We start from the raw sequence: 24,679 nt of genomic DNA, 5'->3' as shown, positions 1-24,679 counted from the left end.
TTTAGAATCACCGCCATCCATGGCGGTAGTGAAGGGAAAAATATTTTTTAAATTGAAAACAAAATTTTGTTTTTATTTACAGCCTAACTATCCTCACCCCCGGACAGCGATTGAAGCAGAAATCCTTTTTGCCGCTCGTGTAATGCATCTGCGGTTTTTGAAGCGATTAAGCGGAAAAACACCGCGGGAACAAAACAGCAGCGGCAAAAAGATTGGAGCGGAAAGCGCGGTGCCGATACTTGTGTACTTTTACATAATCATAATAGTACACAAGTATCGGCAGTCCGCCAGAAGAAAGGTATTATTAAAAAGAAACATCTTAGCGGAGGTTTTTCCGCTTACGGCAAGGATTGCCGGAAGCGGAAAAACGATGCCTTTTGAAAAGAGGCGGAGCAGATACAAGGAGACAGCCGAAAATAAAGCGGAGGCGTATCTGGTATACGTCGAGCATTTATTTTCGGCGTGCGACGCCGTAGATGCCCGCATATTTTCAAAAGGGGATGGGGAAACCATCACCTACACCTATGACAAAGGCGGACAGCTAAAGGGGGTGAGCGGCGTAAAGAACACGGTAAAGGGCACTGCAACCTATTCCTATATCGACACAATCGTCTATGACGAACACGGACAACGTGTGTACATCAAGTACGGTAATGGTGTAGAGACCAAATACCGCTACGACGATAAGCGGCGATGGTTAAAAGACATCGAGACGAGAAATAAACAGACCGATGAGGTATTCCAAAAGATAAGCTACCGCTTCGATAAAGTCGGCAATGTCTTAGGCTACAGTAACGACGCGAGTGTCTACGAGACGAGTCAGAGCTACACCTACGACAGCCTCTATCAGCTTATCGGGGTAGAGGGCACAAGCAACCAGTACAAGGCGATAAAGAGCTTTGGAAGTACACCGGTCAATGTCGCAAAGTATAAGCAAGACTTTGCCTTTGACGGCATCGGGAACATGACAAAGAAGATGAGCACCACGAACCTGTCCGGCGCTCGCGGTAACGCCTACCCGAAAGCAGAGCTAGACTACAGTCTTGATTACGAATACGACCCTGCCTACGCCCACCGGCTTGTACACGCAGGGAATCGCTACTACCGCTATGATGCGAACGGCAACATCACGGCAGAAAAAGACGGACCGTTTACCGAGGATGATGAGTTCATCTTTACATACAACTACGACCCTGACACCGACGTCTACGGCACCGACTACGGCTTCGGCCTTGACGCCCCGAAGGAGACGGAAGAGACGCATCCGCAGAACCTGTTTGCATACCGGCGTAACTACACGTGGAATGAGAAGAATCTCCTCACTAAATCGAGCGACCGCAGCTACACCGTGCATTACCGCTACGGTGAGGATGGGCAAAGAGCACTCAAGTACACCGAAGAGGGAAGAAGCGAAACTTTATACTTCAATAACTTCTACACGATACACATCCCCGTGCAGGATAAGAATAACCCGCAAGGCTTGCGCGTACATAAGCACATCTTTGTGGGTAACAGCCGCCTTGTTACCGCAATGACACACACCGATAATAACGGAGACAATGCCGAGCAGCGGGAGAAGCGGTACTACTACCACTCAGACCACTTAGGCAGCGCGCAGTTTGTAACCGACTGGCGAGGCCGCCAGTACGAGCATATCGAGTACACGCCGTACGGAGAGCTGTGGATTGAAGAAGTGGCTGCTGGCTTAGATAAACTGCCGTTCAGGTTCACAGGCAAAGAGATGGATGAAGAGACCGGCTTATACTATTACGGCGCGCGCTACCTTGACCCGAAGTATAGTAGATGGCTATCGGGAGATCCGGCATTAAGCGATTACATCCCGACAGCCCCGATAGATGACGAGGCGAAGAAGCATAACGAGAACTTACCCGGCATGGGTGGGGTGTTTAATGTGGTGAACCTACACCTGTACCATTACGCGGGGAATAATCCGGTTAAATATGTGGATCCTACCGGTAAGTTTTTTATTATTGATGATTTAATAGGGGCGGTAATTCAATCGATTCGTGATAATAATTGGTCAAATTTTGGAGAGAAATTTAAATCCAATTTTATTAATACATGGAAATTGATCGGTCATTCAATATTGATGTTGCCGCAGACATTGTGGTTTGGGCCTCAAGAAATTCTCGGATTACTATTAGGGTATGGCTTTATTCTCGGATCGGGGGGAACCGTTGATTGGGATGGTGGTTTTAAATATGTAAACCTCCCAAACCGTAAGGATGGAATAACATTAGGGAGCATTGGTATGGGACATCCTTCATTCAAATCGCATGAAAAAGGACATTATTACCAATCGTGGATATTGGGGCCGTTATATTTATTTGTCATAGGGATACCAAGCGGTATTCATGCGGCGATGCATAATACAAATAAATGTAATAGATGTAATGAACTTAGAGAAAATGGAGACAACGATCCTTATAAGCATTTTTGGACGGAGCAATGGGCCGAACGATACAATAAAGAAAAGAATAAAGAAGAAAAAAAATAATTGAAATAAGGAGTGCTGTATGAGAAAAATATACATAATATGTATAGCCGTAATAACGATGAGTCTAACATCATGTCTTTCTAGTGCGAGGCTTTATATACTCAATGCAACTGATGACCATATTTTAGTGGAAGTAAAAACTATCTATCAGGTATCAAGTGATAAATTTTATGATGTTAAAGTTACTTATGATGGACTGATGTCTTTTAAGTACAAAGAGGAAAGTTCTTTTGGGGTCTCTATAGCATTGGCACCGATGGTTATTAAGCCTAATAATTTTGACTACTTAGTTGGTAAGCCTGCCTCTTTCGATATTTTACAGGTGCTGGGGTTTGGCGCATCCGTTTCACAAGATGCGGATGGCATAAAATTTATAGATATGGATAAAATTATTAAAGCATTAGATACGGTGTTTATTGAAATGAATGTGTATAAAATTGTACCGAATGAAAGTGGTAAAGAATTATTATACACTAAAACAGATATTTTGAATGAGAAAAATATCTGTTGTTATTTATTCGATTTAAAAAAAGAAATTGATATTGACAAAAAGTATAAGGAATTTTTAAAAAAACGTTTTCTTAGTAATGATTTTTATATAGTTATAAGGGAAAAAACTGAAGAAGAAAAAAATGAAAACTAGTTATTGTAGTGTACAGTTTACCCGGTCTATCAGGAATCAAATGATAGCCTATGAGATTATAAAGAGCTCGTTATAAAACTTTACCCTCACTTCTCCCAGAACGAGTTACGGCCGTATATGAGGAGTAAACAGGAATAGGGAAGGTACTTCCCCGGACAGCGATTGAAGCAGAAATCCTTTTTGCCGCGCGTATAATGCAAGTGCGGTTTTTGAAGCGCTTAAGCGGAAGAACACCGCGGGAACAAAACAGCAGCGGCGAAAAGATTGGAGCGGAAAGCGCGGTGCTGCATTTTGTTTTCTTTATTGTAATAGTAAACAAAATGCAGCAGTCCGCCAAAAAAGCAAGAAACAAAAACAACAAAAGCTCTTTACCGGAGGTTTTTCCGCTTACGGCAGGGATTGCCGGAAGCGGAAAAACGAGGCCTTTTGAAAAGAGGCGGAGCAGATACAAGGAGACAGCCGAAAATAAAGCGGAGGCGTATCGGGTATACGTCGAGCATTTATTTTCGGTGTGCGACGCCGTAGATGCCCGCATATTTTCAAAAGGAGAGGAGACGGGCGTTAATTATTACGGCGCACGCTACCTTGACCCGAAGTACAGTAGATGGCTGAGTGGCGACCCGGCGCTGGGAGAGTATATACCATCTGCAGGAGCAGATACGTCAAAACTTGCAGGAATGGGTGGCGTATTTAATGTGGTGAACCTACATCTGTACCACTACGCGGGGAATAATCCGGTGAAGTATATCGATCCTGATGGGAAGGAGTCTGGATATATTTTGGATAATGAAGGAGCACAAGGTTTTGGGCATGCTGGGATGTATGTCCAAACAAAGGATGGAAAATATGCTTTTTTTGAAGTGACTGGTATATCAAAAGAAGCTAATGGTATAAAAAGTAATATATCGCCAGGGAGTACTGTAAAAGATAAATGGGGTCATGATACAACAGTGCTAAGCAATCTGCCTCTAAAGTTTCCTACTCAAGGGAGCGCTCAATCAATGGGGCAGCCAACCCGAGCTGGCTGTTTATTAAGGACTTTTGATAAGCGTGAAGATATGATTGCCGCTTTACAGGAAATGGATTTTGATGAAATGATAGTTTTTAAGACTCAGGGTCGTGAGGATGCAAAAATTTATGATAAAGCATTTGTAGAAGGGCAATCCTTTTCCGGTTATCAAGTTTTTAATGATAGTTGCGGAATTTTTGCAAGAAATGCATTGACAGCAGAAGGTAGTGGTATAAAAGCAATAAATCCTTTTGTAAACATAAATCATATATTTAGTTCGTCAATTCCAAATGAAATCGGTGTAAATCTTTATCTCGCAAATCCTGAAAGTACTGTTATAAGATGGAGGCAAAAATGAAAAAAAATAGATATATTTATTTTATATCTTTTTGCTTAGTGGCCTTTTGTTTGTTTGTTTTTGCGTATAGTAAATATACCTCCCGAAAAGAAATTCAATCAAATTTAATTTATGAAGTGGAATCTGATAGAATTGTAAAATAGGGGAGTAGAACGATTAACATTCCGCAAGGCGCTGATTTTGCTTTTGATCAGATTTCACAAACAGGGTGGTTTCATATAGCAAAAAAAGATTATTCTGTGTTTATTTGCATAAATAAAAATGGAGAAGAAGAAAAATCAATTTTGGTAAAGTACAATGAGCCATCCGTATCTATCAGAGAAGTGCTTTTCTTTGTATCTGATTCTGTAGCTTTGATAGAAGGGAAGTATAATAACATGTTTTATCTAATAGATCTAAAAACAAGAAATTATCGGACTGTAAGTTCTGCAGCTTTTCATGGATTGCAAATATGCAGTTTTTATCGTGATATGATATTTTTTTATAGCAGTGGAAAGAACTCTATAACAAAGTTTAATTATAATAAAAATATGGTTGAACGGGTAGAGCCTAATTTAATTGGGTATGGTTATATGCCTTTAAAGGAATCTTTTGTTGGAATAAATGAGAAGGGAAAGATTTCTATTTTGAACTATAATACATTAGAACAAACTGAATTAAATATTCGCGGATTAAAAAATGAGAAAAACGGTTTTGTAAACGATAGATATTATCTGACAGCTGATTATCTCTATTTTTCGAAATTTGATTATGGGTACTATATAAAATATCTGCCGATTTTTATTCTGATGAGCTTTTGTACGATAGCAAGTCCTTCCGCTCCACATTCGTGGTATCGCTATTCATTTGAAAGTCATAGGATTGATAAAATTTCATCTGAGGATAAGTTTATTAAAATTTTAGGAACAATTGAATAGTTACATTACTATGATAAATTGAAAAGTATTTGAATGATTTGAGATAAGTCTATGTATTACAGTACTTATCTCAAATAATTTCTCTCCCCACAGAACGAGTTACGGCCGTCTGTGGGAAACAAACAGAACTAGGGATGATACTTCCCCGGACAGCGATTGAAGCAGAAATCCTTTTTGCCGCTCGTGTAATGCAGGTGCGGTTTTTGAAGCGGCCGAGCGGAAAAACACCGCTTAAAAAAAATAGCAGCGGCAAAAAGATTGAAGCGGAAAGCGCGGTGCTGCATTTTGTTTTCTTTGAAGTTATAGTAAACAAAATGCAGCAGTCCGCCAAAAAAAGCAAGAAACAACAAAAGCTCTTTACCGGAGGTTTTTCCGCTTACGACAGGAAGCGGAAAAACGGTGCCTTTTGAAAAGAGACATGTCGGATGCGAGGAGCGAGAAAAAATTAACCGCAGGCGTATCTATGATACGTTGAGGATTAATTTTTTTGAAGCGACGAAGCAGACGGCGTGTATATTTTCAAAAGGGGAGATGGATGAGGAAACGGGGCTTATACTATTACGGCGCACGCTACCTTGACCCGAAGTATAGCAGATGGCTGAGTGGAGATCCGGCATTAAGCGACTACATCCCCAAAGCACCGATAGACGACGAAGCGAAGAAGCACAACGAGAACTTACCCGGCATGGGTGGGGTGTTTAATGTAGTGAACTTGCACCTGTACCACTACGCGGGGAATAATCCGGTGAAGTATACTGACCCGGATGGGAAAGATATAGAAGAATCTCCTTTTCTTTCCGGATCTTTAGCTGTTTTGCTAGCAGGGCGAGGTAGTATGGGATTAGCAAAGGATAGTAATAATCATATTGCTTTGTATCTTAAAACTGAAATTGGTGTAGGTGCAGGTACAGATATTGATTTTAAGGGAACTCTTACTCAGGCTCTTGGTATTGGAGGTAAAATTCTAAATTTACTAGATAAAGGAGATACAGTGGCGAATCTTGTCGCAAATGCACTAACTACGCCGGAGGATACCGGAAAGGGGAATTTTGATGGTATATTGACTTTTATGCCGGAAAATTTTTCAGATTGGGCTGGAAAGCTTCCCAGTGAAGGCGCTTGTTTTATAGGTGCACAAAGTGATAAAAATGGTAAAACTTCTTTTACTGTAGGCATAAAAGTTATTGGTGCCGCTTATCTTTGTTCAGGTACTTTATATATTGATTTAACAGAATTAAAGAATAAGGGAATGGAGAAATTAAGTGAATCGATGCGACCTTTTGAATTTATTATAGGTAATTATATAAGTGAAATGTTCAAAGACTTTTTAAATAGGAGATAGATACAATGCGAGTAAATCCGATACTAGGAATTATGATAATTATATATGTTATATCGGGCATAATCATGAGGTTCTATTTGCAGATAAGAGCAAGGCGTCTTATCGCGGAGAAATTAGACTGTTTGGAGCCTTTGGGGCTAGATAAATTTCTATTATTTATACCGGAATTTGTTCCTCTGTCGGTATTGGATCCTATATATGAAGGACTTTCGAGTTTTAATGCTGAAAAATATGAGTTGGAAGATTATATAAAACCGTTAAAATTATACCGCAAAATATTTTTTATACCTGCATTTATTATTGGAAGTCTTGTTACGTTATATCTTTTTATAACTAATTTCGTACTATAAGGAGGAGCGATATTATGAACTATAAAAAAGTCAATGTGAAGCTATGCCTTATTGTCTCTGTTTTGCTTGGAATAGCTTATGTACTGTTTTTTTATTTTTTCCCCTCTGCATCAGAAAGTCTGGTATATAATAATGTTGATTTTTCAAATTTAATTTTTGTATTTAAGTATAGCTATGTAGGTTTATTCGGTTTAGGGATTTCTTTTTATAGATTCGATTTTAAATCTTTAAGAGCAAAGATTGCTAGTATGCCTGCTAAGCTTATAAAAATTTTGTTAGCGGTTTTTAAGGTAGTACTTTATGTGCTTACTTTCTTGTTATCGGATACTTATATTCCTGTTTTTGATCCCAAACCGAAGTTTATATTTTTTGTGGTTCATATCTTATTTTTAATTGCTGGTATTGTATTAAATGTTATATCGGAGGCTGCTTTTGAATTTCATTCAGATAACTATCAGCACCCATACTTGCAATTAATTCTTGGGAAAATTGTTTTTATATTGTGTGCTTTACCCCTATATGTTGATTTTCTTGGATGTTTTTACTTGTTCTTATCTTTATTTTGAATATCATTTATACACAACAAGGAGGCATACAATGAAATGTCTAAAAAAAATAGCAATTATTCTATTTATCTCCCTATTTAGTTCTTGCCTTTTACATACTAAAAGCGAAATAAGTAGAATAAAGAATCCGATTTATGAATATGAAAATGAAACTTTGACCATTTCGGACGGTCAACATAAAATCGTCTTTAATAATGTTAAAAGCTATATTTTTAGTTTTACTCCTTTTATAAAGCATTTTGATTATTCAGTATCGGAGGATAAGTCTAAATGTGTTATAAATCAAACATTGGGGGAAGTGGTCATTAATAGAGTTCATACACACAATCGGGCAGTATATTTTCTCGATTTTAAAAAGGGACAGATGAATAAGATTGATGAAAATATAATGCAAATAGCGATATCAAATGATCTAACCGAAATTGTTTATGGAAAAAATTATGATTATACAAGAGTGAATGAAATAAGCTTAATTTATTATAATACAAAAACAGGAAAGTCTAAAATGAAAACAATTCATTTTAAGGATTATGGCACTGCGATAGAGGACTATCCTGTAACAAGAATTTGTTATGAAAACAATGGTTTTATTCTTGAATTTTGGTCGGATGCAGCCAATTACGGAATTATGAGACTTGATATGGTGAACGATGTTTATACATTTGAGAAAGCTTTTAAAGAAGCTTTTGTAAGTCAATAAAAAAGAAAGAGGTAACAATCAAGGATGAAATATGTGATGAGTGTTAAAAAAGATCTTTTCAGCTAATAAAAACACTCTCTTTCTCACAGAACGAGTTGCGGCCGTATGTGAGGAATAAACAGAAATAGGGAAGGTAGTGTTTCGGACAGCGACTGAAGTGGTATCAGACTGCGAAGCGATAGCGAGCTTCAAGCCAATAATTCGGTTAAATATGTGGATTCGGATGGGAAGGTAGCTGCAATTGTAATAACAACTGGTGTTATTGCTATGGCAAATAATCAATCCTATAAAGATTCGGCTAAGGAAGTATCTGCATATGTACAGGAAAAAATGAATGGCATTAGTAATTGGGTTGGCAATACAGCAAAAGAAATAGGTACATCAATTTATAATGCCGTGCAAAGTTTTGAGGACAAAAAGGCCGCTGGTAAAACGAGAATTAACGAGATTACGCAAGATAAAGATAAAAATAGTAGCACAGGTTCATATATTATTATCTTTGAATCCGGAATGAAATATCACGGAAAAGGAGGACAGAAACGAGCAATGTAATCAGCAATAAGAATAAGCTTTGCTTATGATGATATGCCTGTAAATATTGATTGGACGCCATCACCGAATCATAGAGGCCTTTAAGGATGAATTCATAAGATTAGCAAGAGATGGTACTCATAAAAATCCTAAAAATTATAATAAAATTCAAAGCCCCGGCAAATTATTTTATATTATAGATAACGGGCATTCTTTAGATGATTAGAGGGTAAATGATAAATGATTGTCGAAAAAGATGGGTTTAAATTTTTTCAGGGAGATGTAGATCAAACTGATTGCATATTAATTAATGATGATAATATCACTTCTGTTTCAAACTATATTCTTGCTCATAAAATTCGTGGTATTATGTTAATGGGACGATATTCAAGAGATGATATTAATTTTATTGAAGAATTTCCATGGTTGGAAACTATCATAATTCAAACAACGAACTATTTAAAAGATATAACGGTGTTGAATAGATTGCCCCATTTGCAATCGTTATGGGGTGACTTTTGTTTAAATTGTAAATTAGAGAATTCAAGTATAAAATACATTGGAGGCGATTGGTCTAAAAACGGTTTTATTTCTGATAAATGTATCAATCTACAATATATATCTATAACGAAGTGTAAAGACTTTCCGTTATTCTTTACTCAACTAATAAATCTTCCTAATTTAAATCACCTTTCGATTATTAAAGGCACGTTAGTAAAAGATTGTACATTTATAAAACCAATGAGAAAATTAGAGTATTTAGATTTAAGCTACCTTATCAAACTTGAAAGTTTGAATGGTATAGAAGTACTGGCGCCTACATTAAGATATCTTGACCTCGATACAGGAAGTAAAATATACGATCATAGTCATCTAAAAACATTAAAAAAGTTAGAAGTGCTAAGAATTACTCACAAAGGTATTATAAAATCTCTTGATTTTATACAAGAAATGCCCATGCTTAAAGAACTTGTTGTTGTAGGACCGAAATTAGAAGATAATAATCTTTCTTATTGTAACCATATTCCAACACTGCGAATATGGCGGTAAGGTAAAATAGTGAATGTTTTTCGGACAGCGATTGAAGCGGAAATCCTTTCCTGCTTCTACGACTAGAGAAAGCAATAATAAATCGGGTGTTACTAAAAGAGAAGCGTATGGAGCTCTTTCAGAATTATATGCGAAAGCTGTTGTTGCTTAGCCAGGGCTATCTCGATGTAAAGATTTTAGAGCTGCAATAATTAGAATGAGTGAAGCGGTTAAGGATACAAAGGGGACATCAGGCGGTGGCACAGTTATGCGTGAGAAATTTGAATATTCAGGAAAAGAATATAGAATTGATTTAGAAAATTTGCGTGGTATAAACCTTGTGGAATAGCTTTATGAATGAATTGATAAAGAAATATATTGAATTATTATTTAGTGCAGGCAATAAAAATAAACGGGATATAATAATAAATCTTGGTTTATTAATTGAAAAAAATACTGATAAGGAGAATCCTACAGATTATGTACAACTACTTCCTTCAGATTTATTGGTTGTTAATTTATCCGAAGAAGAAAAAAATTATATATTAGATGAATTAATTTATTTTTTAAGTAAAGGCAGAAATTATTATGATTCTGTTATTTGGGCTATCGGAAAATCTTATGATAAAAAATTTATTGAAAAAGCATTGGAGACTGTAATTCATGAAAAATTATATGTATATAAAGATGTCTTACAGCAAATTAATTTTGTTGTAGATATAATAAAAAGCGAAAAAATAGATGAATTATTATCTACTATTAACCTGATGCTTAAATTTGGTTGAGTGATATTTGCGTTAGCATTTGAAGATTGTTGGTTGCAGGTATATCAATTCAAAAGTCGGTATATATGAATGAGTGTAAAAGAATATAATTCTGTATTTTTATGTGATGATGTATAATTTATAATATAAGATTGGATAAATGGATACTGTTTAGAACCATCGCCGTCCGTGTCGGTACTGAGAAAAAAGCACCGCGTGAACAAAGTAGCAGCGGCGAAAAGATTTGAGCGGTATGGTGCAGCGAAGCGATAGCCAGCTTCAAGCCAATAATCCGGTGAAGTATACTGATCCGGATGGGAAAGCAGCAACAGAATTTGTTATAGCAGTTATTCAAACGGATCTTTCGACACCTGATCCGTCTGATCTCAGTCTGTTGAAATGGGGTGGGTATGTAGCTGCTATTGGATTAACAGCTACTGTTGAATGTTTTGCTATAAAAGCTATACAAAGTTCCATATCAAAAGCAAAAGAAGCTAATGGGCAGCGTAATCGTGAGCTTGGATCTATAACAATTCAGATACAACAAGGAACAAGATCGATCCAGGTTGGTTCGACACGGTTTGCTCTTAATGAAAAAGGAGTGACAAAACGTCAAGCCAAAAAAGCTCTCGATGAATAAGTGAGTATGTTATCAAATAATAGAGGATATGGGCATCTGGCTAAGAGTAAAAAATTTCAAACAGCTGTTAGTGAAATGCCAGAAAACATTAAGACAAAGCATACTGTTGGAGATGGCGATTAAAAACAAATGAAAGCACCATTTGAATATAACGGTAAAACTTATCGAATTGATATTCGTAATAATGGTAATAATCTAAATTTACTACTATACTAACGATATAAAAGGGATTGTCCATGGATAAAAGAATTTATATGTTGTTGGAAGATGCAGAAAATGATTTATCAAAAAAAGAAGTTCTTGGAATTCTAATGCATATTATAGCAGGGACATATCAATTGATGGATCAATCTTTTTATCTGTGTATTCCTGTTGAATATAGAGATATAAGAATTAGACAAGAAGATGAAAAAGAGATTTTGAATAGACTCATAAGCATAATTAATAAAAAAGGAGATAATATGGAATATGCAATGAAATGCATATCGGATATGCAAAATAATAAAGCATATAAATGTGCAGAAGAGTTGTTTTTGCAAGAAGACTGGGGAAAATATCCTGATTTCTTAGGAACGCTTATTTTTTTTCTGGCAATTTCAGATCGAAAATTTAAGAAATATATTCCAAAAACAATCGAATACTATAACACGATTGATAATGTATTTTTTCATGAAACTGTCGGTGCATTATTAGAATCTTTTTGGGCGAGAGGTGCTTATGGGCAAAGAATAAGAGCAAAAATAAAAGATTTTATCGTAATGCCTATACTAAGATTTATTTCAAAAGTAATAGAGGTTCCTATGTCAAAAGAAGAAGCTTATAAATACCGTAATTGTCAGCTTAACTCTGTAACAATTCAGATACAACAAGGGAGAAAATCAATTCAGCTCAGTTCAGTGCGTCTCGCCCTTAATAAAAAAGGAGTTACGAAAGAGCAAGTTCTAGAAGCTTTAACTGAACAAGTTACTATATTATCAATATCCGATGACTATGGAAAAATGGCTACCAGTAAGGAATTCCAAGCAGCTGTTATGGAAATGTCAAAAAATATTCAAACCAAGAATACAATATATGTTGGTGATCAACCTCATATGAGTGTATCATTTACGTATAATAAACAGGAGTATAGGATTGTTATATTGAGCATCGGAAAAAACCTAAAAGACTAGGAGAAAGCATGAATAGAAAAATTAAATTGCTTATGAAAAAAGCTAAGAAAGATACCAACGATATTCATTCGTTGGAAATATTGACAGCAATACTTTTCGCGAATTTTGCATTAGTTGATGAATCGTTTCATTATAGTATTCCTGAATATTATAGGAATATCAAAATAAAGAAAGATGATATTGATGATATGCTAACAGAGCTTGTTGTTATCGTTAATCAGAAAGGGGAAAATATGAGACAAGCAATGGAATGTATAACACAAATGAAAGACGATGAAAATAAGGGGTATGCATGTGCAGAAAAATTATTTTTACAAGAGAATTGGAAGCAATACCCTGATTTCTTAGTAACCCTTATTTTTTTTCTTTCAATTTTTGATGAGGAATTTCAGAAATATATTCTAAGAATAATTGAATACTATAATACGATTGATAATGTATTTTTTCATGAGACAATCGGTTCATTATTAGAGCGTAAAGGATACCTACAATCGATAAGTAGAGAATGAAAACTTACAATTATGATGTATACTGTAACAAAAACTTATCTACTTTTCTCACAGAACGAGTTGCAGCCGTATGTGAGGAATAAATAGGAATAGGGAAGAATGCCCCCCGGACAGCGATTGAAGCGGTATGGTGCAGCGGAGCCGACAGGCGTAGCTTCGAAGCAGACGGCGTGTATATTTTCAAAAGGTGGAGGAGCCGGGCGTTAATTACTACGGCGCGCGTTACCTTGACCCGAAGTATTCGAGGTGGTTGAGTGGAGACCCAGCATTAAGCGACTACATACCCAAAGCGCCGATAGATGACGAGGCGAAGAAGCATAACGAGAACTTACCGAGCATGGGTGGGGTGTTTAATGTGGTGAACCTGCACCTGTACCACTACGCAGGCATCGGACAGCGAAGCAATAGCGAGCTTCAAGCCAATAATCCGGTAAAGTATATGGAGCCTGATGGGAGGGAGGATGATATTGAAACTATTTATGCAAAATACATGGATTTGGCTTTATCCAGTCAAAAAGCAGGTTCAACCGTAGCGGCCTCTAATATAAACTATGAAAAAGAATTTTAAAATTATTATCGTAATAATTCAATTTTTAGTGTTTACTATGTTTAAATCTTTTGCTAATGAGTTACACTTATATATTCGTTTTACAAAAGTTGTATATAGCGAAAAAGAGCAGGCATTTATTAGGGAGTTTGACTATTCAGATGAATATAAGAAAAATATGATAAATGTTCTTAAATGTTTGGGATATGCGTATTTAGAGAAAAACGGAAATTTATATATAACAATTCAATTAGATTTAGCTATTCAGTATTTGTGGAATCTATGTAATAAGGCTGAAGATCCTTCTTGGGTGGATAGATTTAAATGATAGCGATGTTCCTTTCTTATATTGCTGATCTTAGTCAAGATGTATTTAATCCATAAGAGGAAAGGTAGAAAAATTATATGCGATCTAATAATTTAAAAGCAAAACTTTATATTTTGAGTGCATTTATATTATCTTTTATTTATGTAATGCTATTTTTCTTTTTCCCTGATATAAAAATATTTATTACCAATAAAATATTAAAAGCAATGACTTTAATTTATTTAGGGCCATTAGCACTTGGTGTTTTTTGTTATGAGTTTAATTTCGAGAATATAGAATCTCAATTAGGATATTTTTCAAAAGGTATCCTTTTATGCTTATACGCTATTTTGACAATCTTTACTTATTTGCTTTTTATCTTATTAAAGCCAACATACGCAAATATTCTATATCCAAAGTTTAATTTTATATTTTTTGTTTATCATATATTATTTATGATAGTTGGATTACTATTAATTTGTGTGTTGGGAAGTATATCGAAATTTCATTTTAGTTATGATTACTATATTTTTCAGGTTTTAATAGCAAAATTTGCTTTTACGTTGTCGATATTGCCTTTATTTAAAGATATAAATTCATATCTTCATTTATTATTAATATTTATTAAAGATGCGAAAATTATATGAAAAAAATAATAAGCGCTACAAGATCTCTTGCATCCCTAAAAAAACAAGAAAAATGATAAAGTTATAAAATGAAAGAAAGTTTTGTTAAATTAACTGGTTTAGAGCAAAGTAAAATATTTATCGTCTCCTCTGGACAACGATTGAAGCAAAAACGGCACAGCAATCTTATTGGAAAGATGACTATTCTAATGTATGAGAACAATCAAAGTGTTTCAGATGTGAGAAACTACAAACTTGGAATTCATAGAATTAGGAATGCTATTACTCATAAAACTGGAAAGGATTTAGTATCAGAACTGGGCAAAGCTATTGTATATTATGCAAAGATAAATGGATTAAAATCTATTAGCAAAGATACAGTGTGGAGTATTTTGAAAGGAACAGCACCTTCTGCACTTAACTTAGGCATTCAGTAATTGTCCTTATTTTATCTTATATTCTTATTTTATATGCTTTGATTATATTAATTCTTTCAAAGGTAAATAATTTAAGCAATACTAGGCTAATTTCAGTACCGCTAAGAATATTTTGTATAATTGCTTCTATTAATTTTGCGTTATTATGCACAGGATTGTATAGTAAATAGATGAATTTTAAACTTAATGCAACAGGTGATTATATTTTAGTGGAAGTAAAAACCGTCTATCAGGTATTAAGTGATAGTTCATGAGATTATAAAGAGCTTGTTATAAGAGTTTATTCTTTCTTCCCACAGAACGAGTTACGGTCGTATGTGAGGAATAAACAGAAATAGAGAAGGTAGTATCCCGGACAGCGATTGAAGCAGTAACAAATAATAAACTTTCAAGTATTTATTACGATGATCCTGCAAAAAGAACAGGGAGTGAGATAAAAAGTTCGTATACAAGAGAAACCTCGAGGGCAATTAAACTGGAACAACACCCTGTATTAGCACTTGGAGCAGCTTTACCAAGAGGCAATTATTCAGAGAGTGATTACTCTGCTCCCAATCAAATAAAAGGACATGCAATAGAAAAAAACAGGTACAGTTTTAGCTGGCTTGAGTTTTATTGATACTTTGGCAAAGAATCTATCTAATGGACATTTGGGAGACGTTACTTTAAACTTGAAAAAATGGAAGAATAATTTTTTGGAAATTGAATCCGCATTATAAAAATGTGACTGGCTCAAAGGCATATCAATGATAAAAAAACTTTTTTTACTTTCATATTATTTTATCCGATTTTTGTATATGGTCAGAATTGTATAGATTTTTATGATGTACGAGAATGTCCTTATACATTGATAAGAATTAAGAGAACTGGATGGCTTGAACATAAATACTTGGAAAAAGAAGAATTTACGGAATGTTATATTTCCGAATTTGAAAATTTAGAGGGTATTGAAAGTATAAGGTACTATCCTTGTCAGAATTTTATTGATACTAAAGGGAAAAAACATGGAAAAATTGAGCTTTGTAATCAAGAATTTTATTTTAATGGATGGGATATTTTCTTAGAAAGTCAAATTTTTTATTTGATACAGTACAATGAAAAAAAATATTTGGTACTTGTTGGCGATGTGGCAGCATATAATGCATATAAATATTTTATTTTTGACATAACAGATTTAACGAGAATACAGTTTTATGAGTTGGAAAACGCCTTTTATAATGAAAAAATTGATTCTACAATATTTGGTATATTTAGAAGTCAATTATGTTTTTTTGCGGCAAAGCGTGTTTACCAATGGAATGGAGATTATTTTTTATGTCCTTATATCATTAAAGACGGTAAATTGAGAGAGTTTGTTGATAGTGATGGAACAGAATTTCGAGTATACTTCTCATATATTACAAAACCTGATTTTGAATTTAAAATAATAAGGTGTACTTTTTAATTTTATGAAAAATTTAATAGGGAGTATGATGAGGATGTATAAGTACTACTAAAAAGGTTATTCTGGTTTACATAAAATCTCACTCAGTCTTCCCATAGAACGAGTTACGGCCGTCTGTGAGGAGCTATATCAAATCTGTACGTCCTTGTACAGATTTGATATCATGTTTTGCTGATGACAAAACATGATACTGTTTAGAACCACCGCCATCCGTGGCGGTATTGAGAAAAAAACACCGTGGGAACAAAGCAGTAGAGGCAAAAAGATTGGAGCGGTATGGTGCAGCGAAGCGATAGCGAGCCTCAAGCCAATAATCCGGTGAAGTATACCGACTCGGATGGAAGAAAATTTTTGCAACCCGTTGGTGGAGAAGAAACTGGGATAACTTAATAAGTTTAAGTGTTAATGCAGCAGTCCGCCAAAAGCATAACAATAAGAATTGGAAGAAATATTTTATCGGAGGTTTTTCCGCTTACGGCAATCATTGCCGGAAGTGGAAAAACGGTGCCTTTTGATATGATGGAATCTTTTGCTGATGCTATGGTTAGCTATACGGATTCTGCCTTATCGGAAAAAGTGGAGCTTTATTTGATCTTTTCGACACAGGATGTCGAATAGCTCTATCATTTTGTGCTGGAAAGTTCAATAAAGCTGTCGATTCATTTGTAAAAGAAGTTGGAAGCATCATTCCTAAAAATAAATTAGTACAATTTCAAAAATATTTAGAAAGGGCTGAAAAATTTACTGCTGTAAATTTTATTAAAGGTATTATCGAAAAATATGATACTATTTCAGGAATTATCGAAAATATAAAACAGATGGGTGAGTAAATATGCTTTTTATTATCAGAAGTTTAATCTATCTTTTTGCATCGGTTATGTGTATTGTAGGAATATTCTTTACTTATCAAGATGCGGATAATGAATGTTTGAAAATTTTTAAGCTTCTTGTGCTTATATTGGGTGTTATAGTATTTATTGTTTTTTCTCTTCAGGATTTCATAGATTTTATAAAGATTGTGAGGAGGAAGTAATTTTTTTGAAGCGACGAAGCAGACGGCGTGTATATTTTCAAAAGGTGGAGGAGCCGGGCGTTAATTACTACGGCGCGCGCTACCTTGACCCGAAGTATAGTAGGGGGCTGTCGGGGCGACCCGGCGCTGGGCGATTATATACCGACTAGAGGTGCAGATGCATCAAAGCTTACAGGACTGGGTGGGGTATATAATACTGTCAATTTACATCTTTATCATTATTCTGGAAATAATCCTGTGAAGTATATAGATCCAGATGGAAAGGTTGTTTTTGTACCTGCCGCTATCGTATGGGGAATCAATACTATATTACTTAGTTACGGAATAGGTGCTTCTCGAAAAGATGAATATGGTTTTGCTTTAGGGCATCCAATAATATCAGCAGATAGATGTAAATGGGTATCAACTTTGAGAAAGATAATGAAAAAGCAGTTTATTCTTTTATTAATTTTAATAGCTCTATTTCTTCTCGTTTGTTTTTTGGTTTGTTTTACTTGCCTACGACCAACAAATCAAAAACTACATGCAATATGGATCGGGAAAGAAAAAAAACTTACAGATATTTATAGATATAAGTGTGAAAAAATTGTTTTTATTGAAGGTAAAAATAAAAAAGATAAAATTAAGGTGTTTTGTGATTCTGTAGAAATAAAAGAATGGTGCGAAAATCATGATGTTTTAATGCTGTTTATAGATAAAGATAGACATGCGATAGCATATCCGTTTTATACTTATTTTGATGATTTGGAGAGAGAACCTTTTTATGATGGTATTTGGTTTGAAGTTCCATTTGAAAAGGAGCTGCCTGAAGATTATGTATTTGTTAAAAGATTAACGAAAAACTCGTTTAGAATTAAAGTGAAATAATATATCGTTGAACCGATTGTCGAATCTGTTCGTAGGAATAGGTCGGTAAGAGGGAACAGAAAAGAGTATGAGGAATATGTATTAAAGCTTCCGTACTTGTACAATTAAATAATGATATGGTAGCTTAATACATCTAAATAAATACTTTTTGTGTTGAAAAAATATTCTGTGTAGTTATTGATATTAACTAAGGGGGATGAATATGATTATGGTAGTTTTTCCTGTTTGCGCAGTTACATTCTGGTTCTTTGTAAAAGCTTTTAAAAAATTTGATTCCGAATTTGCTAAAGAACGGAAAAAATTTGTAGAATATCTGGATACAATAAATGATATTGAGACTTTAAAACGAATCGGGGAAATAAATATGTTTGGAGTTCGTGAAAAATGGTATCCAAGGTATACGGATCTAATTCCTTATCTTGAATATAAAATTCAACAAACAAACGATGATAATTTTAAAACTTACCTAATTGAATATAAGAAATTTATAAAACATTTTTTGTGTACTATGCCATTTATTGTTCTGTCAGTAATGATTCCTATATCATGTGTTATTTCTTTGTTCCGTAATTAAACGTATAAAATCTTTCTGTAAGCTAAGATATTAGCAGATAGTATAAAAGTATGGGTTTCTGGACATATGTAATTGCATGGAAATATAAGGAAGATGATTTTGATATATCTGCATGGTCTGCTGTAGATCCGGCTATAAATACTTGAAAAAGGAAAGATATACACTCTCTCTTCCATAGAACGAGTTACGGCCGTATGTGGAAAGCCGTATCAAAGCTGTACGTTTTTGTACAGATTTGATATCATGTTTTGCTGATGTCCTTGGAGTAAGTGCGGATGTTATTAAATCTTCCTACGAGGCCTATCAATCATGGATGAATAATCACAAAAAAGAGGAGATAGATCAATGAGCTCATATAAATTAAGGATGTTTTTTGAATTTTTGTTATGTATGCCAGGACTTTATTGGATATTATTATGGTTTTTGCTGTTGGTATATTGCAGCTTTTCATTATTAGGAAGATTTAATGAAAAGTTAAAATCAATTATATTCGACAGTTTTGATGTTGACACAGGGTTTCATATTTTCAGATATACAATAATGCCGATTTTTATTTTTATATTGCTAACAGTAATTTTGCTTATGCGAATAATATCGGGTACTATGGATTATGGATACGGATCGCCTAAACTTTTAATAAAGGTTATTGTGATTGTGATTGTGTTTTTTGTTCTTTGCTATATTGCAGAATTTCAACAAAGTAGGTATAAAGCAGGAAAGATAGATAAACTATTTTATGTAAGGGGAATAATCGCAGCCGTACTACCAGCTTTTATTATAATACCTCTTGTTTTATGGTGATCTTTATGTGAAGTGATATAATAAATGGATTTTATAATAAAAAATTTGATTCGATGCCAGAAATGGTTTAAGTACAGTTATGAAGGTTCAAAATTCTATGAATTTGATCTATGTTCTTTCAATTGAGTTCAACGGTTCCGTATTGTCAGACTAAATATTAGCAGATGATAATTAGGAATACTGAGATTATAAAGAGTTGGTTATAAGAGTTTATTCTTGTCTCCCCACAGAACGAGTTACGGCCGTATGTGAGGAATAAACTGAAATAGGGAAGGTAGTCCTCCGGACAGCAATTGAAGTGGCATCAGACTGTGAAGCGATAGCGAGCTTCAAGCCAATAATCCAGTGAAGTATACGGATCCGGATGGGAAAGTAGCTGCACTTGATGATGTTACGATAGCCGCTGCAATTGTAGTAACAACTGGTGTTATTGCTATGGCAAATAATCAATCCTATAAAGATTCGGCAGATAAAGATAAAAATAATAACACAGGTGCATATACTATTAACTTTGAATCCGAAATGAAATATCACGGAAAAGGAGGGCAGAAACGATCAATGCAATCAGCAATGAGAATAAGCTTTACTTATGATGATATGCCTGTAAATATTGATTGGATGCCATCCTCGAATCATAGAGAGCCTTTACGGATGAATATGAGCGATTGGCAACAGATGATTGCCCATCATTTAAGAAAACTGGAATAGAAAGAAAAAATTATAACAAGATACAAAGTTCCTGTAAGCTGTTTTTTACTTGGGTAATGGCTATGTCCTTGATTGAAGTTAAAGGAGTATATATGATAATTAAAAAAGATGGATTTTATTTTTTTGATAACTTGAAAGGAGAACCGGAAACTCTAATTTTAGGTTCAGTTGAAGCTTTTAATCAGAATGAATACAAAATACTTACACAGCAAGAAGTCAATGAGCTTTTAAACTATATACGGACTAATCGTATCACAAAAATAAGTACGTTTTGGGGCTATCCCTACGATAATATCGATTTTATTACTGAATTTTCATGGATTGAATCTATAAGTATAACAGAACCCCATATAACAAAACTAGATATTATAAATAAAATGCCGAATCTTGTTTATATTTCTTGGGACGATCCTATACCTTTTAATATTAATAATCCTGTTTTAAAAGAACTTTCTTTTGAGTGGCATAAAAATAATTCGATTTCATCTAATTGCAAGAGTTTAAGATCCATTTGTGTTACAAACTGTAAGGATTTAACCGGATTATTTGAACAAATTTGTATACTTCCAAATGTAGCTCGTGTAGCAATTGTAAAAAATTTTTCAGTCAAGGATTGTACATTTATGAAACCGATGGCAAAACTGGAATATTTAGGACTAAGTTACTTTACTAAACTTGAAAGTTTGAATGGTATAGAAGTACTGGCGCCTACATTAAGATATCTTGAACTCGATACAGGAAGTAAAATATACGATCATAGTCATCTAAAAACATTAAAAAAGTTAGAAGTACTAAGAATTACTCACAAAGGTATTATAAAGTCTCTTGATTTTATACAAGAAATGCCCATGCTCAAAGAACTTGCTGTTGTAGGACCGAAATTAGAAGATAATAATCTTTCTTATTGTAACCATATTCCAACACTGCAAATATGGCGGTAAGGTAAAATAGTGAATGTTTTTTGGACATCAAACGCCATTAATAGTTATTTAATGGGATCTGTAATCAGCGGTATGAAGAGAAAGGGGCGTGAATAATGAAAATAAATAAGTATTTCCTTATACTAGTCTTTTTATTCTGTTTATCAGCATGTTCTTTTGTGAAAGATTTATATTTATCAAGAGAAGTAAGCAGGCATTTTAAAGAAACGAAGTCTTTTGAATTAGCCAAAGCTGTTATGCATCAAATGGAAGAACAGCGGCAATTCAAGCATTACATATTCAAGATGTAGAAATGACATATTATTTTATTGTTGAATTAAAGGCTGATATAACGCAACCTTATTATTCGCCTGATTATGTCGTTCTGGAAGGTGAGGAGAAGAAAAAGCATTATCCTGTTTCTTTATTACGGGATTTTTGGATATATCTGCTCGATTCAGATGAATATAAAATGAAGAGAAAAATAATTGAAGAGTTTGAAAGACAAGGTGTCGATTATAGGAATACACAACCTAGTAAATATGCATTACAAAAAATAAAACAATTATATCCAAATACATGGGAGGAGTATTTACAGAAATATTAATGTAAACTCTTTAATCTGATTTTTAAATGAAATAATACAAAGAATTTTACTATCTCACCCCATAGTAGTGATAAATTCGATAGGTAAAAGCAGCAATAAGGCTGATAATGTTATCATTAATGGAAGAGAATATTCTGCACATGCAATGCAGCGTATGAAAGAAAGGAACCTTGTTCTAATGGTAATAGAATAAACAATTAAAAATGGTACAAAAATATAAGTAAATACGCCTAACACTTTTGTTTATTTTACCGATGAAGCAAAAGTTGTTGTAAAAGAGACTGGTAAAGTAGTTGCTGCTATATCGCAGTAAAGGAGTACTAAATGAATTTTAATTTGGGTGTGTGTAGAATTATTGAACAAATCATTGAATGCAGTATCGGAGATATTGATTTATATAATTTTTTAGAGAATATATGGGGTATATATATACTTATAAAAGATAAAGGAAATTTAGATTTTCAGCATACCTTTCATGAGAGTTGGGATTATATTGATGAAATTATAGGATTAAATATTGAAGATAAAAATATTTATACAACAATTTTACCAAAGTTTAAACAAAATATGATTAAATTTTTATAATATTGCTATATGCGAATCAAAGAAATGAAGTAAAGGCTACGCAAGATGCTTCATTATTGATGGAAATAAATGGCATGACACTTCACGATGTACCGTTGTATGTAGCTGGATGTCAGCCGTGTGAAGCACGGATTCTCATTCGAGGGACTGATGATTAAAAAGATAAGTTTTATGGGTATAATTATTGTGATGTTTCTTGCTTGCAAAACAATAAATACTGATGCAAAAATATGGAAGAATAAACCGTCCTATTGGTTGAAGTAGATCAATTGCCTAATAATGTATACGTTTCATATTCAACAGCTAAATAATAAATATAGAAAGTAAAACATAACGGTAGAAGGCGCCTAGAAAAGTACCTCAAGAAACTGTAAACTTAGATGATGCTCCGGTTTAACTAATGAAGTACATAAAAAATTAAAGCGTGGTTGAGCCATAAATGACTAGATATATTAGATGTTTTGATAAATACTCAGACAGATATATAGGACAAAAAGAGAAATAGATGATGACTATGCTCAATGATAAAATACTAGAAGGCTGTAATGAAGAACAAAAAGAATTGATGCGCAAAGTCTGTTTTGAAGATGATCAAAATCATACAGAAGAAACGATTTTCCTTTTAAGGAGGATAATTGACATACAGCCAACTGTTCCTTATGCGTTTGCATTACTTGGATCAATATATCTTGATCAAGCTCAATTGCTTGATGCAACATACCATTACGACAAAAGAAGGCGAAAATATATCGTTGCACGTCGTAAGCTTTATCGTGATACTATTGCTCATTTTGAGAAAGCTATTGCATTAAAGCCAGATTCGCCAGGTACTATTTTATTATTAGCACGTGCGTGCGAACAGTGTTCGTTTTTAAAACGGGCGGTGAGATATTATGATTTGTATTTAACGTTTAAGCCTCATAGAGCAGAAATATACTATGCTAAAGGAATGATCTATGAATATCAGCAAGATTATCCAACAGCACTTGCGTTGTACGAAAAGGCCTTATCATTCGAACCTGATAATGAAATGTATAAAGACCGTATAATGAAGTTACAAAAAAGAAATAATCATACTACAAAGACATCTAAGAAATGATAAAAATTTCCCGTAATATAGGTGAGCGTATGCTTAAAGTTGATATTGCAATTGTAGTAAGACATCCGATACTGCCTACGCGTGAGATAACGCCTATTTTTGACATTAAAGCAACTGCTGAGCATTCTGCTAATACGCCGCGAATTTCACCCTCCGGTAAAGAATATTGCAATTTCAGAGAATCTTATGTTCGCTATGATGTTGTTCCTGAAATACTAAAGGGGAGTAACCATGATAGTATCATTCATAATTTGAATACCTATTTTAAATCGAAAATAAAAGATAGACAAAAGCTTGAAGTATTTTTGCGAAGCGGCGGGAGTGTAACCTATGAATTTTATCTGAATGAACTATATGATGAAAATATATTTGAATTGTCTCCAGGGATTCTAGGTGAATGTGCTGATTTGGGTATACCATTATGTCTGACTATATTGATGGCGAGTGAAAATATAGTCTCTGACAATACAGATTATAAGATTCTAGATTTTGTAACTGTTTCCGTTGAGCAGCAAATATCATCCTTTGTGGATAATGTTCATACGCATAACTTTAATAATGGAATAGTTTATTATTCACACAAGATACCTTTAAATGGAGATACTTATTTAGAGAATGAAATTGATAGAGCTATTACTGTTTATAAAAAACAAGCTGTTGATATGTGTTTATCGATAAAAGAAAAAGTACGGTGTAAAATAATATTATGTCTAAAAACTTATTATCATTATGCTTTTGAACTTTCTTCCGAAATATGTAAGATGTGTGCTGAGTTGAATATTGGAATTATGGTATATTTTTAATCAACTTATTGAAAAGAGCTTGTTAGCTAGTGTATATTCTTGTCCGTTGTGAAACTACAAGGAGACAGGTAAAAAGTACCGTAGGCATATCTTTGATACGTTGAGGATTAATTTTTTTGAAGCGATGAAGCAGACGGCTTAGCTGTCTGCGTCTTTAACATCGGAGGCTCTGATAAGCTGTATGTGCAGCGGGAGCAATTAGGGAAAGGCGGGCTTTTAAAGAAGATAAAGTTACCGACCGGAGGAAGCTATAAGCTTGAGCACCGAGGAGAAGGG

At 34.2% G+C, this 24,679-nt stretch carries 27 protein-coding genes and 3 pseudogenes; all 30 read left to right on the top strand.

Annotated features, from left to right (window positions below; translation table 11 throughout):
* Positions 1-370: 370 nt before the first annotated feature.
* The 30 genes and pseudogenes from E4N65_RS09725 (at position 371) to E4N65_RS09585 (ending at position 24,403) form a co-directional block, all read left to right on the top strand.
* Positions 371-2,518 (top strand): RHS repeat domain-containing protein, encoded by a 2,148-nt coding sequence (locus E4N65_RS09725; RefSeq protein ID WP_371921835.1) that lies wholly within the window; start codon positions 371-373, stop codon positions 2,516-2,518.
* A 19-nt stretch (positions 2,519-2,537) separates the two neighbouring features.
* Positions 2,538-3,161, top strand: coding sequence for a hypothetical protein (locus E4N65_RS09720; protein ID WP_253673033.1), 624 nt, complete (start codon positions 2,538-2,540; stop codon positions 3,159-3,161).
* 194 nt (positions 3,162-3,355) lie between these two features.
* A complete protein-coding gene (locus tag E4N65_RS09715; RefSeq protein ID WP_253673032.1) occupies positions 3,356-4,528 on the top strand; it encodes an RHS repeat domain-containing protein in 1,173 nt (390 codons plus the stop codon).
* Positions 4,529-4,767: 239 nt separating this feature from the next.
* Complete coding sequence (locus E4N65_RS09710; RefSeq protein WP_253673030.1) at positions 4,768-5,445, top strand: hypothetical protein; 678 nt, start codon at positions 4,768-4,770, stop codon at positions 5,443-5,445.
* 134 nt (positions 5,446-5,579) lie between these two features.
* Complete coding sequence (locus tag E4N65_RS09705) at positions 5,580-5,855, top strand: hypothetical protein (protein ID WP_253673028.1); 276 nt, start codon at positions 5,580-5,582, stop codon at positions 5,853-5,855.
* Between the two features lie 106 nt (positions 5,856-5,961).
* Positions 5,962-6,218 (top strand): annotated as a pseudogene (locus E4N65_RS12265) (RHS repeat-associated core domain-containing protein); the annotation flags it as partial.
* Between the two features lie 933 nt (positions 6,219-7,151).
* Positions 7,152-7,703: a hypothetical protein gene (locus E4N65_RS09695; RefSeq protein ID WP_253673024.1), complete on the top strand. Its 552-nt coding sequence runs from the start codon at positions 7,152-7,154 to the stop codon at positions 7,701-7,703.
* A 31-nt stretch (positions 7,704-7,734) separates the two neighbouring features.
* The gene (locus tag E4N65_RS09690; protein ID WP_253673022.1) at positions 7,735-8,403 is read left to right on the top strand and encodes a hypothetical protein; all 669 of its coding nucleotides are present in this window, start codon (positions 7,735-7,737) and stop codon (positions 8,401-8,403) included.
* A gap of 213 nt (positions 8,404-8,616) precedes the next feature.
* Complete coding sequence (locus E4N65_RS09685; protein ID WP_253673020.1) at positions 8,617-8,955, top strand: hypothetical protein; 339 nt, start codon at positions 8,617-8,619, stop codon at positions 8,953-8,955.
* A gap of 219 nt (positions 8,956-9,174) precedes the next feature.
* The gene (locus tag E4N65_RS09680) at positions 9,175-9,984 is read left to right on the top strand and encodes a leucine-rich repeat domain-containing protein (RefSeq protein WP_253673018.1); all 810 of its coding nucleotides are present in this window, start codon (positions 9,175-9,177) and stop codon (positions 9,982-9,984) included.
* A 196-nt stretch (positions 9,985-10,180) separates the two neighbouring features.
* Positions 10,181-10,312: a hypothetical protein gene (locus E4N65_RS12180; protein ID WP_256478226.1), complete on the top strand. Its 132-nt coding sequence runs from the start codon at positions 10,181-10,183 to the stop codon at positions 10,310-10,312.
* Positions 10,313-10,316: 4 nt separating this feature from the next.
* Positions 10,317-10,748, top strand: a complete 432-nt coding sequence (locus E4N65_RS09675) for a hypothetical protein (RefSeq protein WP_253673016.1) — start codon at positions 10,317-10,319, stop codon at positions 10,746-10,748.
* A gap of 223 nt (positions 10,749-10,971) precedes the next feature.
* The gene (locus E4N65_RS09670) at positions 10,972-11,367 is read left to right on the top strand and encodes a hypothetical protein (RefSeq protein ID WP_253673014.1); all 396 of its coding nucleotides are present in this window, start codon (positions 10,972-10,974) and stop codon (positions 11,365-11,367) included.
* A 236-nt stretch (positions 11,368-11,603) separates the two neighbouring features.
* Positions 11,604-12,536, top strand: coding sequence for a hypothetical protein (locus E4N65_RS09665; protein ID WP_253673013.1), 933 nt, complete (start codon positions 11,604-11,606; stop codon positions 12,534-12,536).
* 8 nt (positions 12,537-12,544) lie between these two features.
* Positions 12,545-13,045 (top strand): hypothetical protein, encoded by a 501-nt coding sequence (locus E4N65_RS09660; protein ID WP_253673012.1) that lies wholly within the window; start codon positions 12,545-12,547, stop codon positions 13,043-13,045.
* Between the two features lie 190 nt (positions 13,046-13,235).
* Positions 13,236-13,502: pseudogene (locus E4N65_RS09655) on the top strand (hypothetical protein); the annotation flags it as partial.
* Positions 13,503-13,596: 94 nt separating this feature from the next.
* Positions 13,597-13,920 (top strand): hypothetical protein, encoded by a 324-nt coding sequence (locus E4N65_RS09650; RefSeq protein ID WP_253673010.1) that lies wholly within the window; start codon positions 13,597-13,599, stop codon positions 13,918-13,920.
* Positions 13,921-13,997: 77 nt separating this feature from the next.
* Entirely contained in the window at positions 13,998-14,546 is a 549-nt protein-coding gene (locus E4N65_RS09645) for a hypothetical protein (RefSeq protein ID WP_253673009.1), read from the top strand.
* A 68-nt stretch (positions 14,547-14,614) separates the two neighbouring features.
* On the top strand, positions 14,615-14,962 hold the full coding sequence (locus E4N65_RS09640) for a hypothetical protein (RefSeq protein WP_253673008.1): 348 nt from the start codon (positions 14,615-14,617) through the stop codon (positions 14,960-14,962).
* 847 nt (positions 14,963-15,809) lie between these two features.
* Positions 15,810-16,406, top strand: a complete 597-nt coding sequence (locus tag E4N65_RS09635) for a hypothetical protein (RefSeq protein ID WP_253673007.1) — start codon at positions 15,810-15,812, stop codon at positions 16,404-16,406.
* A gap of 405 nt (positions 16,407-16,811) precedes the next feature.
* Positions 16,812-17,024, top strand: a complete 213-nt coding sequence (locus E4N65_RS09630; RefSeq protein WP_253673006.1) for a hypothetical protein — start codon at positions 16,812-16,814, stop codon at positions 17,022-17,024.
* A gap of 462 nt (positions 17,025-17,486) precedes the next feature.
* Positions 17,487-17,712: pseudogene (locus E4N65_RS12260) on the top strand (RHS repeat-associated core domain-containing protein); the annotation flags it as partial.
* A 796-nt stretch (positions 17,713-18,508) separates the two neighbouring features.
* Complete coding sequence (locus E4N65_RS09620) at positions 18,509-18,880, top strand: hypothetical protein (RefSeq protein WP_253673002.1); 372 nt, start codon at positions 18,509-18,511, stop codon at positions 18,878-18,880.
* A gap of 345 nt (positions 18,881-19,225) precedes the next feature.
* Positions 19,226-19,681: a hypothetical protein gene (locus E4N65_RS09615; protein WP_253673001.1), complete on the top strand. Its 456-nt coding sequence runs from the start codon at positions 19,226-19,228 to the stop codon at positions 19,679-19,681.
* Between the two features lie 345 nt (positions 19,682-20,026).
* Positions 20,027-20,389, top strand: coding sequence for a hypothetical protein (locus tag E4N65_RS09610; RefSeq protein ID WP_044015054.1), 363 nt, complete (start codon positions 20,027-20,029; stop codon positions 20,387-20,389).
* The gene (locus tag E4N65_RS09605; protein ID WP_144389674.1) at positions 20,347-21,330 is read left to right on the top strand and encodes a hypothetical protein; all 984 of its coding nucleotides are present in this window, start codon (positions 20,347-20,349) and stop codon (positions 21,328-21,330) included. The genes E4N65_RS09610 and E4N65_RS09605 overlap by 43 nt, the downstream gene beginning before the upstream one ends.
* Positions 21,331-21,622: 292 nt before the next feature.
* Positions 21,623-21,916, top strand: a complete 294-nt coding sequence (locus E4N65_RS09600; protein ID WP_052185505.1) for a hypothetical protein — start codon at positions 21,623-21,625, stop codon at positions 21,914-21,916.
* 324 nt (positions 21,917-22,240) lie between these two features.
* The gene (locus E4N65_RS09595; RefSeq protein ID WP_044015060.1) at positions 22,241-22,501 is read left to right on the top strand and encodes a hypothetical protein; all 261 of its coding nucleotides are present in this window, start codon (positions 22,241-22,243) and stop codon (positions 22,499-22,501) included.
* Positions 22,502-23,006: 505 nt separating this feature from the next.
* Positions 23,007-23,600, top strand: a complete 594-nt coding sequence (locus E4N65_RS09590; protein WP_044015062.1) for a tetratricopeptide repeat protein — start codon at positions 23,007-23,009, stop codon at positions 23,598-23,600.
* Positions 23,601-23,629: 29 nt separating this feature from the next.
* On the top strand, positions 23,630-24,403 hold the full coding sequence (locus E4N65_RS09585; protein WP_044015064.1) for a hypothetical protein: 774 nt from the start codon (positions 23,630-23,632) through the stop codon (positions 24,401-24,403).
* The last annotated feature ends 276 nt before the right edge of the window (positions 24,404-24,679 follow it).

The organism is Treponema sp. OMZ 855 (assembly GCF_024181145.1).
GTDB lineage: Bacteria > Spirochaetota > Spirochaetia > Treponematales > Treponemataceae > Treponema.
Note: the sequence above shows the minus strand (reverse complement) of the source record. Positions and strands in the feature narration are given on the sequence as shown.